Source organism: Arthrobacter sp. 05T442 (genome assembly GCF_056395945.1).
Genome location: NZ_JBFTKM010000017.1, coordinates 66894 through 81673 on the forward strand (window position 1 = coordinate 66894; position 14780 = coordinate 81673).

General features: G+C 67.5%; 16 protein-coding genes and 1 pseudogene. 9 read left to right on the forward strand and 8 right to left on the reverse strand.

Annotation, left to right across the window (positions count from 1 at the left end; translation table 11 throughout):
* Positions 1-74: 74 nt before the first annotated feature.
* The 3 genes and pseudogenes from AC1DES_RS15280 to AC1DES_RS15290 all read right to left on the reverse strand — a co-directional run bounded on the left by AC1DES_RS15280 (position 75) and on the right by AC1DES_RS15290 (position 2118).
* Positions 75-707 carry an energy-coupling factor transporter transmembrane component T family protein gene (locus AC1DES_RS15280; protein ID WP_476896555.1) on the reverse strand — a complete coding sequence of 211 codons (633 nt, stop codon included), beginning with the start codon at positions 705-707 and terminating at the stop codon, positions 75-77.
* Positions 704-1378, reverse strand: a pseudogene (locus AC1DES_RS15285) (energy-coupling factor ABC transporter ATP-binding protein); the annotation flags it as partial. The gene AC1DES_RS15280 and the pseudogene AC1DES_RS15285, both read right to left, overlap by 4 nt.
* Positions 1379-1479: 101 nt before the next feature.
* Positions 1480-2118: a biotin transporter BioY gene (locus AC1DES_RS15290; RefSeq protein WP_476896556.1), complete on the reverse strand. Its 639-nt coding sequence runs from the start codon at positions 2116-2118 to the stop codon at positions 1480-1482.
* Between the two features lie 360 nt (positions 2119-2478).
* Between AC1DES_RS15290 and AC1DES_RS15295 the strand changes: the two genes are divergently transcribed.
* The gene (locus tag AC1DES_RS15295) at positions 2479-4077 is read left to right on the forward strand and encodes an ABC-F family ATP-binding cassette domain-containing protein (RefSeq protein ID WP_476896557.1); all 1599 of its coding nucleotides are present in this window, start codon (positions 2479-2481) and stop codon (positions 4075-4077) included.
* Positions 4078-4299: 222 nt separating this feature from the next.
* Here AC1DES_RS15295 and AC1DES_RS15300 read toward each other — a convergent pair whose 3' ends face one another.
* From AC1DES_RS15300 to AC1DES_RS15315, 4 genes are read right to left on the reverse strand one after another with little or no spacing between them, the layout of a single operon-like run.
* Positions 4300-4797, reverse strand: a complete 498-nt coding sequence (locus AC1DES_RS15300) for a YbaK/EbsC family protein (RefSeq protein ID WP_476896558.1) — start codon at positions 4795-4797, stop codon at positions 4300-4302.
* The gene (locus AC1DES_RS15305; protein ID WP_476896559.1) at positions 4781-5659 is read right to left on the reverse strand and encodes an SURF1 family cytochrome oxidase biogenesis protein; all 879 of its coding nucleotides are present in this window, start codon (positions 5657-5659) and stop codon (positions 4781-4783) included. Before AC1DES_RS15305 ends, AC1DES_RS15300 begins: the two co-directional genes overlap by 17 nt.
* Positions 5660-5932 carry a hypothetical protein gene (locus AC1DES_RS15310; protein ID WP_476896560.1) on the reverse strand — a complete coding sequence of 91 codons (273 nt, stop codon included), beginning with the start codon at positions 5930-5932 and terminating at the stop codon, positions 5660-5662.
* Positions 5929-6408, reverse strand: a complete 480-nt coding sequence (locus AC1DES_RS15315; protein WP_476896561.1) for a DUF3099 domain-containing protein — start codon at positions 6406-6408, stop codon at positions 5929-5931. Before AC1DES_RS15315 ends, AC1DES_RS15310 begins: the two co-directional genes overlap by 4 nt.
* A gap of 150 nt (positions 6409-6558) precedes the next feature.
* Here AC1DES_RS15315 and fabG point away from each other — a divergent pair, with 150 nt between their 5' ends.
* The 3 genes from fabG (at position 6559) to AC1DES_RS15330 (ending at position 9557) form a co-directional block, all read left to right on the forward strand.
* On the forward strand, positions 6559-7284 hold the full coding sequence (gene fabG, locus AC1DES_RS15320; protein WP_476896562.1) for a 3-oxoacyl-ACP reductase FabG: 726 nt from the start codon (positions 6559-6561) through the stop codon (positions 7282-7284).
* Positions 7285-7491: 207 nt separating this feature from the next.
* Complete coding sequence (locus tag AC1DES_RS15325) at positions 7492-7908, forward strand: Hsp20/alpha crystallin family protein (protein ID WP_476896563.1); 417 nt, start codon at positions 7492-7494, stop codon at positions 7906-7908.
* An 872-nt stretch (positions 7909-8780) separates the two neighbouring features.
* The gene (locus tag AC1DES_RS15330; RefSeq protein WP_476896564.1) at positions 8781-9557 is read left to right on the forward strand and encodes an SDR family oxidoreductase; all 777 of its coding nucleotides are present in this window, start codon (positions 8781-8783) and stop codon (positions 9555-9557) included.
* Positions 9558-9637: 80 nt separating this feature from the next.
* Here the strand turns inward: AC1DES_RS15330 and serB are convergent, their stop codons facing one another.
* Positions 9638-10561, reverse strand: coding sequence for a phosphoserine phosphatase SerB (gene serB, locus AC1DES_RS15335; protein WP_476896565.1), 924 nt, complete (start codon positions 10559-10561; stop codon positions 9638-9640).
* A 131-nt stretch (positions 10562-10692) separates the two neighbouring features.
* On the opposite strand from serB, the gene AC1DES_RS15340 reads away from it, so the two are divergent.
* The 5 genes from AC1DES_RS15340 (at position 10693) to AC1DES_RS15360 (ending at position 14740) form a co-directional block, all read left to right on the forward strand.
* On the forward strand, positions 10693-11478 hold the full coding sequence (locus AC1DES_RS15340; RefSeq protein ID WP_476896566.1) for an ABC transporter ATP-binding protein: 786 nt from the start codon (positions 10693-10695) through the stop codon (positions 11476-11478).
* Between the two features lie 18 nt (positions 11479-11496).
* Positions 11497-12282, forward strand: a complete 786-nt coding sequence (locus AC1DES_RS15345) for a sulfite exporter TauE/SafE family protein (RefSeq protein WP_476896567.1) — start codon at positions 11497-11499, stop codon at positions 12280-12282.
* Positions 12283-12302: 20 nt separating this feature from the next.
* Positions 12303-13112 (forward strand): TrmH family RNA methyltransferase, encoded by an 810-nt coding sequence (locus AC1DES_RS15350; RefSeq protein WP_476896568.1) that lies wholly within the window; start codon positions 12303-12305, stop codon positions 13110-13112.
* Between the two features lie 165 nt (positions 13113-13277).
* Positions 13278-13535 (forward strand): type B 50S ribosomal protein L31, encoded by a 258-nt coding sequence (locus AC1DES_RS15355; protein ID WP_024365679.1) that lies wholly within the window; start codon positions 13278-13280, stop codon positions 13533-13535.
* A 98-nt stretch (positions 13536-13633) separates the two neighbouring features.
* Positions 13634-14740: a lipoate--protein ligase family protein gene (locus AC1DES_RS15360; protein ID WP_476896569.1), complete on the forward strand. Its 1107-nt coding sequence runs from the start codon at positions 13634-13636 to the stop codon at positions 14738-14740.
* The last annotated feature ends 40 nt before the right edge of the window (positions 14741-14780 follow it).

A 14780-nucleotide genomic window follows, 5' to 3' on the forward strand; every position in this document is an offset into this window, starting at 1 on the left:
GCATAGCGGGATCATGTCCATTGGCCGAGGGCAGGGGAGGGCATGTCCCGTGGTGCGGAGCCGCAGAGCTAGCGTCAGTCGTCGAGGTCCTCGGCGTCGCCCAGGCCCCGTGCGGCGAGGGCTTCCCCGGTCTGGCGTGCGAAGGCCACAGTGGTGATGAATACCGGCAGCACGATCGCGCGGGGGTTGCGTTCCAGCCCCCGCGCCTTGGCGGAATCCCGGACGTCCGCATAGGCTCCGGCGATGAACGGGATGCTGCGGAGCATGATGGCAATGGTCAGGGCGAAGCGTTCCGGGTCCGCACCGAAACGCCGGAAAGGCCCGGCAAGCGATGCTACGCCGTCCAGCAGGGCCTGGACAGGTGTGGTGGCGGTCAGGACCGACGCAGCCACGACGCAGACGAGCACGTTGAGGACGATCCGCGCGGCGGTAGGCGCGCCAAGCTGCCACCACTGGAACAGGCCGATCGCCAGCAGTACGGGCAGGACCGGACGCACGGCGCGGACCAGCCGGGCGACGCCGGCCCCGCTGAGCAGAAACAACAGCGACAACAGCGCCAGTGCCCCGGCCGCCACAGCCCAGTCTGCGATCAGGAAGGACGCCATGCCGCAGCCGAGGACCAGCAGGAACTTCAACCACAACGGAGCCCGGTGGACCCCGGAGGCGCCCGGCACGTAGTTGGCCAGAAGGAAGCCGTGGCCGCTCACCGTCGCTCCGGGTCCTGTCGATCCGGTTTGGCACCCGCCACAACAGGACTGCCCGCCGGGTAAACGCCAGGGACGCCCGCTGTCGAGAGCTCACGGTAATGGGCGACGGCGGCGGCAGCGGCGCCGTCGAACACCACGATTCCGGCTTCGACGACAAGTACCCGGTCCAGGTCCAGCGCGAGGTCGAGGTCGTGGGTGGACAGGATGACCTGTTGGCGCAGCCCCGCCAGCGTCCGGCGCAGCAGTTCCCTGTTGCGCAGGTCCAGCAGCGTCGAGGGCTCGTCCAGCACCAGGACGTCCGGCTCAACGGCCATGACAGCGGCCAGTGCCAGCAGCTGGCGTTCGCCGCCGGAGAGTTCGTAGATGCTCTGGTCGGCCAGGGGCAGGAGGCCGAATCGGTCCAGGATGGCCTCAGCCCGGCCGCGGCGTTCCCTGGCGTTTCGCACGGAGCGCCGCAGCGACAGTTCCACATCCTCGCGTCCCGTAGGCATGACCAGTTGGGAGAGCGGGTCCGTGAAAACGAACCCGACCCGGCGCCGTACTTCCCGCACGGCCCGGACCGTGTCCTTGCCGTCGACCGTGACAGCCCCGGCGCTGGGCCTCACGAGGCCGTTGAGGAGCCGGAGCAGGGTGGATTTGCCTGAGCCGTTGGCCCCGATGATCCCTATCCGGTGCTCGGTGAGGGTCAGCGTCAGCTCACCGAGCAGGGTTTTTAGGGCGGGACGGTCCTCGACGGCGACCCGCACTGCCACCCGGTCAAGGACGATGCTGCTCACGGGCGGGGATCTGCCATCCGCACCCGGCGGATCAGGAGGTCAGGGAACGCCTTGTGCAGTGCCAGCGCAATGCTGACAGCCAGGATGTTCTTGATGATGTCGCCCGGGTAGTAGGCAAGGTCGACGACGAAAGCCTCGGCGAAGTCCAGTTTGGCATTGACGGCCAAGCCCAGGATGCCCAGGGTGTGGATGAGGACGATGCTGCTCACCATGGCGGCGCAGAACAGCAGGACCGCCCGGAGCTTTCGTGAAGTGCGCCGGAGCACGACGGCGGCCAGCCAGCCGGCTGCTGCGGCGGCCAGCGGGAATGCAATGATGTAGCCCGCCGAGGGCCCGGCGAGGATGCCGAGCCCGCTTCGTCCGCCGCTGAAGATCGGCAGCCCGGCGAGTCCCAGGAGCGTGTAGAGGCCTACCGCCGCGAACGCCCGGCCGGGGCCGAGGGCCAGGCCTGTGAGAATAACGGCGAGCGTCTGCAGGGTGATGGGGACTCCCAGTCCGCCCACGGGAACGGCTGCTACCAGCGCGGAAACGGCCACGAGGGCAGCGAAGACGGCGATCAGGCCGAGGTCGGTGGCGTTCCAGCGGGTCCGCCGCTGGACGGGCCGGGCGGGGAGGGCCTTATCTATCTGGATCATGGGTGTTCCTGTCGAGTGAGGCAATCGGTGGGGCTCGTACTTCCGACTGTACGTTCGCCGGGCAACGGGTTTTTTGTAGGTGGCCCACTAAGGGGCGGCCCGGATGCTGGAGGGCACCGCCAACGGGGGCGGGGAGGTTCCGGACCGGCCGCGCCGGACCGGCACAGCCAACGGACCCGGGCGGTTCCTGACCGGCCGCCAACGGCGCCGGCCGGCTCCCCGTTCCTGACCGATGTCACTGGGCGGAGGCAGGCCCCGGTAGACTGGTAGAGGCCGTTCTCTCGGCCGCACCGCCCCGGCCCCCTCCAGCTTCCATCCGTTGTGCCGCGGCGTTCCCTGTTGTGAAAGGCATTAGCTGCATTGATTACCGTCCAGGATCTCGAACTGCGCGCCGGCGCCCGCCTCCTTATGGACCAGGTGAGCTTCCGGATCGACAAGGGAGACAAGATCGGTCTCGTTGGCCGTAACGGTGCAGGAAAAACCACGCTCACACGGGTGCTCGCCGGCGAGGGCCTGCCGGCCGGCGGCAAGGTGACACGCACCGGCGAGATCGGCTACCTGCCGCAGGATCCCCGGACGCCGGACATGGAGCAACTGGCCCGCGACCGGATCCTGTCCGCCCGCGGACTTGATATCGCCGTCGGCAAGCTGCGCCAGACGCATGAGGACATGGCCAGCGAGGACGCCGAGGTCCAGCGCAAGGCGATGAACCGCTACGACCGCCTCGAATCCGAGTTCCTGGCGGCGGGTGGCTACGCGGCAGAGGCCGAGGCCGCGGCGATCTGCTCCAACCTGGCGCTGCCGGACCGGCTCCTCAACCAGCCCCTGAAGACACTCTCCGGTGGCCAGCGCCGCCGTGTGGAGCTTGCGCGCATCCTGTACTCGGGCGCCGAGACCATGCTTCTCGATGAGCCCACCAACCACCTCGACGCCGACTCCATCTCCTGGCTCCGTGAGTTCCTCAAAAACCACCAGGGCGGCCTGATCGTGATCAGCCACGACACCGAACTCCTCGAAGCCACCGTGAACAAGGTCTTCCTGCTGGACGCCAACCGCGCGCAGATCGACTTCTACAACATGGACTGGAAGCGCTACCTCGCGCAGCGCGAAACCGACGAGCGGGCCCGCAAGCGCGAACGTGCCAACGCGGAGAAGAAGGCCCAGGTGCTGTTCGACCAGGCCAACAAGATGCGCGCCAAGGCCACCAAGGCTGTCGCCGCGCAGAACATGGCCAAGCGCGCCGAACGTCTCCTCGGCGGCCTCGAGGCAGTCCGCGAGAACGACCGCGTGGCAGCCCTGCGCTTCCCGGACCCCTCGCCGTGTGGCAAGACCCCGCTCACAGCGGACGGCCTCAGCAAGTCCTACGGCTCGCTGGAAATCTTCACCGATGTGGACCTTGCCATCGACCGCGGCTCCAAGGTGGTCATCCTGGGCCTCAATGGCGCCGGCAAGACGACGTTGTTGCGGATGCTCGCCGGCGTCGACAAGCCGGACACCGGCGCAGTCGTTGCAGGCCACGGCCTGAAGGTGGGCTACTACGCCCAGGAGCACGAGACGCTCGACGTCGACCGCACCGTCCTGCAGAACATGCGCTCCTCGGCCCCCGACATGAACGACGCCGAGGTGCGCGGCATCCTCGGTTCCTTCCTGTTCTCCGGCGACGACGTCGACAAGCCCGCCGGCGTGCTCTCCGGCGGCGAGAAAACCCGGCTGGCGCTGGCGACGATCGTGGCATCGAGTGCCAACGTGTTGCTCCTCGACGAGCCCACCAACAACCTCGACCCTGCCAGCCGCGCCGAAATCCTCGGCGCCCTGAGCAACTACACCGGGGCGGTCGTCCTGGTCAGCCACGATGAGGGCGCGGTCGAGGCGCTGAACCCCGAGCGCGTCGTGCTGCTGCCCGACGGCGTCGAGGACCTCTGGAACGAAGATTACCTGGACCTGATCACGCTGGCGTAGGCTGCTTCGGGCGCCTTCACGCCTCGCGCGGATCATTTGCCGCGTGCTCGCTCGTTCTCCCCACGTCCCCCTAACCTCGCAAGCTCGGCCAGGGAACCCGGACGGCGTGGACCCGCGCATAGACGCACGCTACGCAAATCATCCGCGTTCGGCGCTTGTGCCGCCGTCACTGTTGCGCTTGCGGTCATGTCGCGGCTGCGCCCGGGGCCCAGGCTGCCTTCGCTAGCGGACTGGCATTTCCTCCGCGCCGGTGATGCGCCGGAGTTCGCTGTAGGTGATCGAGAACATGGAATAGTGGTCTCCCGCGCCCGCCCAGAGCACGGGGTGGGCGGACAATGACTCGTCCAGCAGGGTCCTGATCCGCTCCGGGTGCCCCACCGGGGCTACTCCGCCGATTTCCTGGCCCGTATGTTCCAGCACGAAGTCAGGGCTGGCCCGGCGGATTTTTCCCACGCCCAGCTGTGCGGCCACCTTGCGGATATCAACCTTGGCGGCGCCGCTGGCGAGGATCAGCAGGGGAGACCCGCCGAGATCGAACACGAGGCTGTTGGTGATGGCGGCGACGTCGCAGCCCAGGGCTTCTGCCGCCGCGGCCGCCGTCGGGACTTCTGAGCCGAAGACCGTCACCGTGTCCTCGGCTCCGGCCGCGATGAGCGCGTCCTTCACGTTCGCGACCGGTTCCGGAGGCACCCCGGCGACCTTCTCAGAACCCCTGGGCATCGAGGATGGCATCTTCTTCTTCTTCCGCCGTGGCATTCTTCCGTTTCCTGGGGACAGGACGACGCCGGACGGTCGGGCCGCTGGAATGCACGTATCCGCCCTCGGCAGCCCCGGTCCCGGCGTCCTCCGCGTCGATCGCGGCGTTGCGTGCCTGCTGCCTCGCTGCGTAGCCGAAGCCGACGAACATCAGCACCCCGAAAGCAAACCACTGCAGCGAGTAGGAAAGGTGCGTCCCCTCGTCCGTCGACGGCATGGGGAAGCCGACCGGCATGTCCGCCACCGAGGGGTTCTCGGAGGCGAGCTGACCGTAGGCGCCGGTGAGCAGGGGATAGCCCAGCTGCGCGGAATAGGCGGGCAGGTCGATCGAGGCCAACTGCCCGTCCGGGGCGCCGCGTTGGAGTTCCGGTTCGGCCGCCTTGAGACGGCCAATGACTGTCACGTGGCCCTGCGGCGGTGCGGGAACCGAGTCGGGCCGGCCCGGGGTGTTGTTCCCGATCGGCAGCCAGCCGCGGTCCACAACCACCGTCTCGCCGCTGTCCAGCTTGAGCGGTACCACTACCTCGTAGCCCGGCTGTCCGTTGAGCGGGCGGTTGCGCACGATGCGCTGCCCGGCGGCGTCGTAGCTGCCGCGGAGTTCCACCTGCGTCCACTCCCGCTCGGGATCCAGCCTCGAGAACTGCTCCCTGACGCTGGCGAAGGGGACCGGCGTGGCGGAGTAGTTGGAGACGACGCGGTTGATTTCCGCCAGAGTCTCCGCCCGGCGGTCCATCTGCCAGCGGCCCAGGCCGACGCAGGCGGCAGCGAAAATCGCGGCCAGCAACAAGTACCCCAGCCATTTGCTGGAGAAGAGGAAACGATACATTCAGCGGACCTGGCCTGTAGTCGGGATGGCGTCAAGGGCCATGGTGTCTTTCCAGAGGCCGCGGGTCTGGAGGTAGTCCTCGAGCCACGCCCGGTGTTCTGCACACGCAAGCCAGATCTTGCGCCGCTCCGGGGTGTGGATCTTGGGATTGTTCCACAGCAACTGCCATTGGGCCGACGCGCGGCAGGCCTTGCGGGAGCAGAGAGTGCCGGCGGGCAGGGCTGCCTCGCCGCCGTTCCCATCGCCGCGTCCGGCCAGGTCAAATAGGTTCATGAAGCTGCCCGCCCGTGTTCGCCGTTGTCCTCAAAAGGTCCGTTCCCGTCCTCGACCAGCTCGCCTTGGAGCAGCGTCACCGAGGCGTCTTCCCCGGGTTCCGGGGTTCCTGTTGCCGGGGACGCGGGGGCGCCTGCGCCCGCGGCCGGGGCATCCAGCTCGCCCCTTGGTACGTAGTCCAGCAGCGAATCACTGTGGACCTCGGCCCTGTCGCTGCCATTGGCTATCACGACGGCCACCCAGGGCAGGAACACCGCGCCCATGACCGGAATGAGCTTGAACCAGCCGTCCACCACAAACACCAGGACCAGGCACACCATGCGGATGCCCATGGCCACGGCGTACTTGATCATCCGCTGGCGCATCTCGTCAGAGTGCGCGGCGGCCGCGTCCGTGATGCTGTGCACCTCGGTGTCGCCGTAAGGCGCATCCGGGTCGCCGGGCGTCGGCTCACCGGCTCGGTTTTTGAGTGTCAAGGCTGTCAGATCACGCTCCCAAGGCTTACTTCAATTCTCTCACCATCACCGGTGCCGCCCAAACGGACGCTGTCCGGGCGCTAAGATCGGAGGCAGGAAAATCCAGCCCCCATCGCGGCGCCGACCCGCCGCAGAATCCCGGAGCCCCACATGTCTGAAACACCCAACACCGGCCGCAGCGTTCTGATCACCGGCGGGAACCGCGGGATCGGCCTGGCGATCGCCGAATCCTTCCTGGCCAACGGCGACAAGGTGGCTGTGACGTACCGCCGTGCGTCGGAACTCCCGAAGGGCATTCTCGGCGTGAAGGCCGATGTTACGGACGAGGCCTCGGTCGACGCCGCCTTCACCGAAGTCGAAGCCGCCCACGGTCCCGTGGAGGTGCTGGTCGCCAACGCCGGCATCACCAAGGACACCCTGCTGATGCGCATGAGCGAGGACGACTTCACGTCCGTCATCGACACCAACCTCACCGGCGCGTTCCGTGTCATCAAGCGGGCCTCTAAGGGCATGATCCGCGCACGGAAGGGCCGTGTGGTCCTGATTTCCTCCGTCTCCGGCCTCTACGGCGCCCCCGGCCAGATCAACTACTCCGCCTCGAAAGCCGGCCTCGTCGGCATCGCCCGCTCGCTGACCCGCGAACTGGGTGCCCGCGGCATCACCGCCAACGTAGTGGCCCCGGGCTTCATCAACACGGACATGACCGCGGAGTTGCCGGAAGCGACCCGGAAGGACTACCTCACCAAGGTCCCCGCCGGCCGGTTCGCGGAGGCGTCCGAGGTCGCCAACGTCGTCCGCTGGATCGCCAGCGACGAGGCCGCCTACATTTCCGGCGCGGTCGTCCCCGTCGACGGCGGCCTCGGCATGGGCCACTAGACCCGGTTTCCGCCCGACGACGGCGGCTCGTGCCGCCGGCGCCGGCCCTCCCTCCTTCGACGGCGCCGCCAGCGCGGCGTGCGGGCCGGGGAAAGAGCCCGAGCCGATAGGCCTTTTGCCCTTAGTGTCCGTTGCGTGGTCAGTGTGTAATGGGGTTTACCGCCCCGGACCGTGCACAGGCAGGGGCATGGAACCAGGAGGATTATCATGGCTGACCTCAGCAAGTGGGCGCCCTCGGACATGCTTGAGCCGGTCCGGCGCTTCCTCGACGGCGAACTGCCTATGACGTCGATCAAAGTGGAGCAGTTCCAGGACGGAAACACCCTGGTGGTACGGGCGGAAGTTCCAGGAATCGATCCCGACAAGGACGTCGACGTGTCCGTCAGCGAGGGCATGCTGCACATCAAGGCCGAACGCGAGGAAAAGACCGAGCACAAGAGCAAGACCGGCTACCGCTCGGAGTTCCGCTACGGATCCTTCATGCGCAGCATCGCGCTGCCGCGGGGGGCACGGGAGGAAGACATCACGGCGACCTACAAGGACGGGGTCCTTGAGGTGCGCGCCCCCGCGCCGGTAGTGACGCCCGAGGAAACAACCAAGAAGATCCGGATCGACCGCAGCTGACCGGCTGCGCCTGACTGGCCACGACGGATCCTCGCAGCTGACCGGTCCGTGGCGCTGGCGTGCCGGGACGGGCGGCAGCAACTGCCGGCGCGAGGTCGGCGGGCCTCGTCCCGGGCTTCCCGCAACCAGGCGGCAACCTCGGCGTCGAGGTCGACTTCCGAGCGGAGTTCCAGGTGGTGAATCCAGGTGGTGAATCCAGACGCCGGGGGACGGGTTGGCCACGGACTTGAACCTGGCGGAGTCGATGCCGCTGCGCAGGGCGATCGACAGTACGGCCGGAACGTCGGAGCAGACGTACCGCCCCGGCCACCAGAGATAGGCGAAACCCCGGGCCTCCCGGAAAGCCGCCTGGCTCCTGGTCGCCCGGATCTCCGGCGGGGCCGGAGATGCCAGCAAGTCCTCCACTGCCCGGAACAGCGCCAAGCCCCGCGGCGAGCCGCTCAAGTCCTCCTCCGGTGTCGACTCGGCGGCCGGGCGTTCCATGGCAGCGAGACTAGGTCAGGCCGACTCTCCACAACAGGGCTGGCCGAAGCACAGTCAGTCCAGGGCCGCCCGTCCCGGCCCGGGGGACATGTCCAGTCCTTGCCGTGGCCGCGGAACATGACCGCACGAGACCGGCCGTCTTCCGAGGGACATGTCCAGTCTTTGCCTGGGCCGTTGAACATATGGGCCACATGTCCAGTCCAGAGCCCAGGCGGAGGGCATGTCCCGCGCGGGGGAGAGACGGGGGAGGATCAGGGCGCCCGCCGCACCTGCGGGAACTAGCCTGCGGCAGCTTCTTTGTGGGGCCTGAACAACCGAAAACGCGCACTCCGCTGGCATGATGGACAGCAGACCCACAGTTTTTGGACGTTTGGAACAAAGGAGCTCGCATGGGACTGCTGGACAACAAGACCGCAATCGTGACCGGTTCATCGCGGGGGATCGGCGCAGAAGTCGCCAGGTTCCTCGCCGCCGAAGGTGCGGCCGTCGTCGTGAACTACCGCCAGAAGGCACCCCGCGCCAACAAGGTCGTCGCGGAGATCGAGGCCAACGGGGGCCGCGCGGCCGCCGTCGGAGCGGACCTCACGACCCAGGAAGGCGTCCAGGCCCTGGCCAGCGCTGCCATGGAAAACTTTGGTTCGCTCGACGTCCTGGTCCTGAATGCCTCCGGCGGCATGGAATCGGGCATGGAAGAGGGCTACGCGCTGAAGTTGAACCGCGATGCCCAGGTCAACATGCTCAACGCTGCCGTGCCGCTCATGCCCGAGGGATCGCGCGTGGTCTTCGTGACGAGCCACCAGGCCCACTTCATCGACTCAGTGCCGACCATGCCGGAGTACGAGCCCGTGGCCCGCAGCAAGCGCGCCGGCGAGGACGCCCTCCGCGAGCTCATCCCGAACCTGGCCGACAAGGGAATCTCGCTGGTGGTGGTGTCCGGTGACATGATCGAAGGCACCGTCACGGCGACGCTGCTGGACCGCTCCAACCCCGGTGCCATCGAAGCCCGGCGCGCCGAGGCGGGCAAGCTCTACTCGGTCTCCGAGTTCGCCGCAGAGGTCGCCAGGATGGTCACGGCAGACGTCGGGACCGGCCACACCGAATACGTCGGCGGCGCCGATTATTTCGATAAGACCGCAGACAAGGCAGAGGACAAGCGCTCCAGCTAGTCGACCGAGCCTTCGCGACGGCACCCCCCGGCATGTTTCCCAGGAACATTGCCACGGGGTGCCTTCCCGCGTTTAGGGCCTCAGACGCCCGCGATGTAGCGCACGGCATCGAGGTAGGGGAGGTTGACCGCGGCGTCCGCGGCCGCCCGCACAGCCGGCTTGGCGTTGAAGGCGATGCCGATCCCGGCAGCCCCGAGCATGTCGAGGTCGTTGGCCCCGTCGCCCACGGCGATCGTGTGCTCCATGGGGATGCCTTCCGCGGCGGCCCACTCGCGGAGGTACTTCTCCTTGGCGGCACGGTCAACGACGTCCCCAATCACCTTGCCGGTCAGCGCGCCGTCGACGATTTCCAGCTCATTGGCGATCCAGTAGTGCAGCCCGAGGCCTTCGGCGATGGGCCTGAGGATCTGGTTGAAGCCGCCGCTGACCACCGCCACCGCATGCCCGGCGGCCTTGAACGCGGCCACGAGCTCCGCCGCGCCATCCGTGAGTTTCACTTCCGCACGGACCGAATCGACGACGTCGGCCGGCAGACCGGCGAGCACCGCCACCCGGGCGTGGAGACTTTGCGCGAAGTCCAGTTCGCCGCGCATCGCAGCCTCCGTCACCGCCGTCACTTCCTCGCGCTTGCCTGCATAGGCGGCCAGGAGCTCGATGACCTCCTGCTGGATGAGGGTCGAATCAACGTCCATGATCAGGAACTTCCGCGGGGCGTCCCGCAGGGCGGCGGGAACAAGCGCGGTATCCACGCCCTCGATGCCGGAACCGGCCATGACGCGGCGGAGCCCGTCCAGTCCATCCGCCGTCCGCGCGGTGTCACCGGCCGGCCCGCCGCCCGTGGACTCCAGCGCGCACTCCGCCGTATGGACCTCGAAGCGGCCGTTCCCGGTACGGGTCCCGGCGTCGACTGTCAGCCCGGCGGCGGTGAGGAGCGAACGCAGCCGCTCGATGTCGGGAAGGGACAGTTTCAGGCCGTAGCTCACTGCGGTCACGTTCGAAGTCATGGCTTCAATCCTAGCGAGCGGCCGCTGCACGGCCCGAATTCGTAGCGCCCCGGCCGCACCAGGTGACGCGACGCGGGGGGCCGCCGTTCCGGTTATCAGTCGTCCGCTTTTTTGTCCTAGTGTCTACTCCTATGAGTGATGTTCTTGAAATGGCCGGCGTCAGCGTTGAACGTGGGGCGAAAACCCTCCTGAACAAGGTGGACTGGCAGGTCAAAGAAGGTGAACGCTGGGTGGTCCTGGGCCCCAACGGCGCCGGCAAGACCACTCTTCTCCAGGTGGCCGCCGCCCGGATCCATCCCACGTCCGGCATGGCCGGCATCCTGGAGGAAGTCCTCGGCGCCGTGGACGTCTTTGAGCTCAGGCCCCGGATCGGCCTCTCCTCGGCCGCCCTGGCCAACCAGATCCCGGAACACGAGAAGGTCCTCAACGTCGTGGTCACGGCTGCCTACGGCGTCACCGGCCGCTGGCGCGAGGGCTACGAGAAGGACGACGAACGCCGCGCCTTCCGCCTCTTGAACGAGTGGGGGATGGGCCCGCTGCTCAACCGCCCCTTCGCCTCGCTCTCCGAGGGCGAACGCAAACGTGTGCAGATTGCCCGCGCCCTCATGACGGACCCGGAACTGCTGCTCCTTGACGAGCCGGCCGCCGGCCTTGACCTCGGCGGCCGTGAAGACCTTGTCCGGCGCCTCAGCGAGCTCGCCCGCGACGAGTCCGCGCCGGCCGTCGTCCTGGTCACCCACCACCTTGAAGAGGTTCCGCCCGGCTTCACCCACGCCATGCTGATGCGCGACGGCGGCGTGGTGGCCTCTGGTCCGCTGGCCGAGGTCCTCACCACAGGGAACCTGAGCGAGACGTTCGGGCTGCCGCTGGAGGTCACCGTCAACGACGGCCGTTACACCGCCACCGCCCGCCGCTGACGGGGCTGCTGACAGCGCGTGGAGTTCTTCAATAGCGTCTTCATCTTCTTTGCCGGGTTGTGGGCGGGCACGATCAACAGCGTGGTCGGGTCCGGGACCCTCGTGACGTTTCCGGTGCTGATCGCACTGGGCTACGCTCCGGTCACAGCCTCCATCAGCAACGCCACAGGCCTCGTGGCGGGCAACGCCGCGGGCGCCTGGGGCTACCGCAAGGAGCTGGCCGGACGCCGCAGACAGCTGATCCGGCTGATGCCTGCCTCGCTGCTCGGCGGCGTCACCGGGGCGTATCTCCTGCTGCACCTGCCCGAGAAGGTCTTCCAGTACGCCGCCCCCGCCTTGATCGTCGTGGCGTTGCTGATGGTGGTCTTCCAGCCGCGCCTCCAGCAATGGGTCAACAACCGGGAACAAAACCCCGAGCACGCCATCCGCGACCGCAGCCACGGCGTCATGCTCGTGGTGCTGGTCTACCTCGCCGGCGTCTACGGCGGCTACTTCGTCGCGGCCCAGGGAATCCTGGTGGTCGGCATCCTCGGCGTGTTCATGGCCGGGACCATCCAGAACGCCAATGCCATGAAGAACATCCTGGTCCTGGGCGTGAACATCGTCGCCGCGGCCTCGTACCTGCTCTTCGCCTTCGACCGCATCAACTGGCCCGCCGTCGGGCTGATCGCCATCAGCTCCCTGATCGGCGGCGTGATCGGGTCCAAAGTGGGGCGCCGGCTCCCGCCGGCGGTCCTGCGCGGGGTCATCTTCACCCTGGGCATCGTGGCGCTGGGCTTCATGATCGCCAACCTCCTGAAATGACCGATTGAAATGACCTGCCCGTGACCTTCCACTACCTTGAATCCGCCCACGACCCCCGGGTGGCGGACTACACCCGGCTCACGGACGTGCACCTGCGCAAAATCAGGGAACCCGCGGAGGGCATGTACATTGCCGAATCCTCCCGTGTGCTGCGCCGCGCGCTGGCCGCGGGGCACCGCCCCCGGTCCTTCTTCCTTGCCGAGAAGTGGCTCGAGGACCTGTCGGACATCTTTGAGAAGTACCCCGACGTGCCGGCGTACATCGGTTCCGCCGCGCTGCTTGAGGACATCACCGGCTTCCATCTGCACCGCGGGGCGATGGCTGCCATGCACCGCCCGCCGCCCGTGCCGTTGGCGGAGTTGCTCGCCGGTGCCTGCCGCGTCGCCGTGTTGGAGGACATCGTGGACCACACCAACGTCGGGGCCATATTCCGCTCCGCCGCTGCCCTGGGTGTGGATGCCGTCCTCGTCTCGCCGCGCTGCGGGGACCCGTTGTACCGGCGCAGCGTGCGGGTCAGCATGGGCACGGTCTTCCAGGTGCCGTGGGCGCGGCTCGACGACTGGCAGGCGGGATTGGCGGTTCTCCGCGGGCACGGCTTCACGCTGGCGGCGATGGAACTCACTGCAGACGCCGTGGACCTCGACGAACTCGCCGCCCGCCGGCCGGAGCGGTTGGCCCTGGTGCTGGGCACGGAGGGAGCGGGCATGAGCGACGGCACCCTTGCCGCCGTTGACCTGGCGGTGAAGATCCCCATGCGCGCCGGAGTGGACTCGCTCAACGTAGCCGCCGCGTCGGCCGTTGCCTTCTGGGAGCTCCGGCCCCGGGACTGAGGGTCCGCTGCCTGCCGGTTGGCCCGCCTGCCACGCTGGTTCGTCGGCTCTGCGGATTTCCGCTAACATAAGTAGCTGGCTGTACTGCGCTTTCCGGCGCCAAGCGGCCATCCCATTCATACCTGGCAGCTGGCAAAATCCAGTTGTGCGAACAAAGGCCCAATTATGAAGTCTGATACACACCCGAAGTACGAAGCTGTTGTTTTCAACGACCTGGCTTCCGGCGTCAAATTCCTGACCAAGTCCACCGTGTCTTCGAAGAAGACCATCGAGTGGGAAGACGGAAACACCTACCCGGTTATCGACGTCGAAATCTCCTCCGAGTCCCACCCGTTCTACACGGGCAAGCAGCGCATCATGGACTCTGCAGGCCGCGTCGAGCGCTTCAACGCTCGCTTCAAGGGCTTCGGCGGCAAGAAGTAACATTCTTTCCCCAAGGTCTTTTGGAAAAGCCCGCACCCCTTGGGTGCGGGCTTTTTTTGCGTTCCGGATTACCCCGTTCTTGGGGCAGGATGGAAGGTATGAGCAACCCGCCTTCCAGCCCCAGCAATCCCTCCAGTGCCGACGACGGCGGACGCCACCACGGTGAGTACAAAGTCCCGGGAGGCAAACTCGTGGTCGCCGACTTCGACGTCGCGGACGGTGTCCTGGCCAACGTCTCGCTCAGCGGGGACTTCTTCCTGGAACCGGACGAGGCCCTCCCGGAGATCAACCGCGCACTCACTGGGCTGGCGGCGGACAACAGTGCCGCAGAGATAGCCGCCGCGGTGGAGGCGGCGCTGCCCCCGGATGCGGTCCTGTTCGGTTTTTCTGCCGACGCCGTGGCGGTCACGGTCCGCCGCGCCCTCGCGCAAGCGACAGGCTGGGCGGACCACCACTGGAACATCATTGCGCCCTCCGTGCTGCCCACGCACGTCAATGTCGCCCTCGACGAGGTCCTCACCGAGGAGGTCGGCGCCGGGCGGCGGAATCCGACCCTGCGCTTCTGGGACTGGGAGGAACCGTCCGTCGTGATCGGCAGCTTCCAGTCCGTCCGCAACGAACTCCATCCGGAGGGCGTGGCCCGGCACGGCATCAGCGTCGTCCGCCGGATCAGCGGCGGGGGAGCGATGTTCATGGAAGCCGGCAACTGCATCACGTATTCCCTCTACCTGCCGCAAACGCTCGTGGACGGCATCAGCTTCGCTGATTCCTACCGCTTCCTGGATGCCTGGGTCATGGCGGCACTTGAGAAGGTGGGCATCACCGCGTTCTACGTCCCGCTCAACGACATCGCCACGGACCAGGGCAAGATCGGGGGCGCCGCCCAGAAGCGGCTCGCCAACGGCGGGATGCTGCACCACGTGACCATGAGCTATGACATCGACGCCGACAAAATGGTGGAGGTGCTGCGGATCGGCAAGGAGAAGCTCTCCGACAAGGGCACACGGAGTGCCAGGAAGCGGGTGGACCCGCTCCGGCGCCAGACCGGGCTGGCCCGCGCCGAGATCGTCGCGGCGATGATGGACGTCTTCACCGAACGCTATTCGGCGACGCCCTCGGAGCTCACGGATGCCGAACTGGCCGCGGCCCGCCGCCGGGTGGAGTCCAAGTTCGGCACCCCGGAGTGGCTCCACCGGGTCCCCTGACCCCCTGCGGCCACCCACGACCCCGTCGATTGCTCCGTAA

What these genes read in the sequence shown, in the direction of transcription:
- AC1DES_RS15290 (WP_476896556.1), bottom strand. Translation starts at nt 2,118, where the DNA reads ATGATCCAGATAGATAAGGCCCTCCCCGCCCGGCCCGTCCAGCGGCGG.
- AC1DES_RS15300 (WP_476896558.1), bottom strand. Translation starts at nt 4,797, where the DNA reads ATGCCCAGGGGTTCTGAGAAGGTCGCCGGGGTGCCTCCGGAACCGGTC.
- AC1DES_RS15305 (WP_476896559.1), bottom strand. Translation starts at nt 5,659, where the DNA reads ATGTATCGTTTCCTCTTCTCCAGCAAATGGCTGGGGTACTTGTTGCTG.
- AC1DES_RS15310 (WP_476896560.1), bottom strand. Translation starts at nt 5,932, where the DNA reads ATGAACCTATTTGACCTGGCCGGACGCGGCGATGGGAACGGCGGCGAG.
- fabG (WP_476896562.1), top strand. Translation starts at nt 6,559, where the DNA reads ATGTCTGAAACACCCAACACCGGCCGCAGCGTTCTGATCACCGGCGGG.
- AC1DES_RS15325 (WP_476896563.1), top strand. Translation starts at nt 7,492, where the DNA reads ATGGCTGACCTCAGCAAGTGGGCGCCCTCGGACATGCTTGAGCCGGTC.
- AC1DES_RS15330 (WP_476896564.1), top strand. Translation starts at nt 8,781, where the DNA reads ATGGGACTGCTGGACAACAAGACCGCAATCGTGACCGGTTCATCGCGG.
- serB (WP_476896565.1), bottom strand. Translation starts at nt 10,561, where the DNA reads ATGACTTCGAACGTGACCGCAGTGAGCTACGGCCTGAAACTGTCCCTT.
- AC1DES_RS15340 (WP_476896566.1), top strand. Translation starts at nt 10,693, where the DNA reads ATGAGTGATGTTCTTGAAATGGCCGGCGTCAGCGTTGAACGTGGGGCG.
- AC1DES_RS15355 (WP_024365679.1), top strand. Translation starts at nt 13,278, where the DNA reads ATGAAGTCTGATACACACCCGAAGTACGAAGCTGTTGTTTTCAACGAC.
- AC1DES_RS15360 (WP_476896569.1), top strand. Translation starts at nt 13,634, where the DNA reads ATGAGCAACCCGCCTTCCAGCCCCAGCAATCCCTCCAGTGCCGACGAC.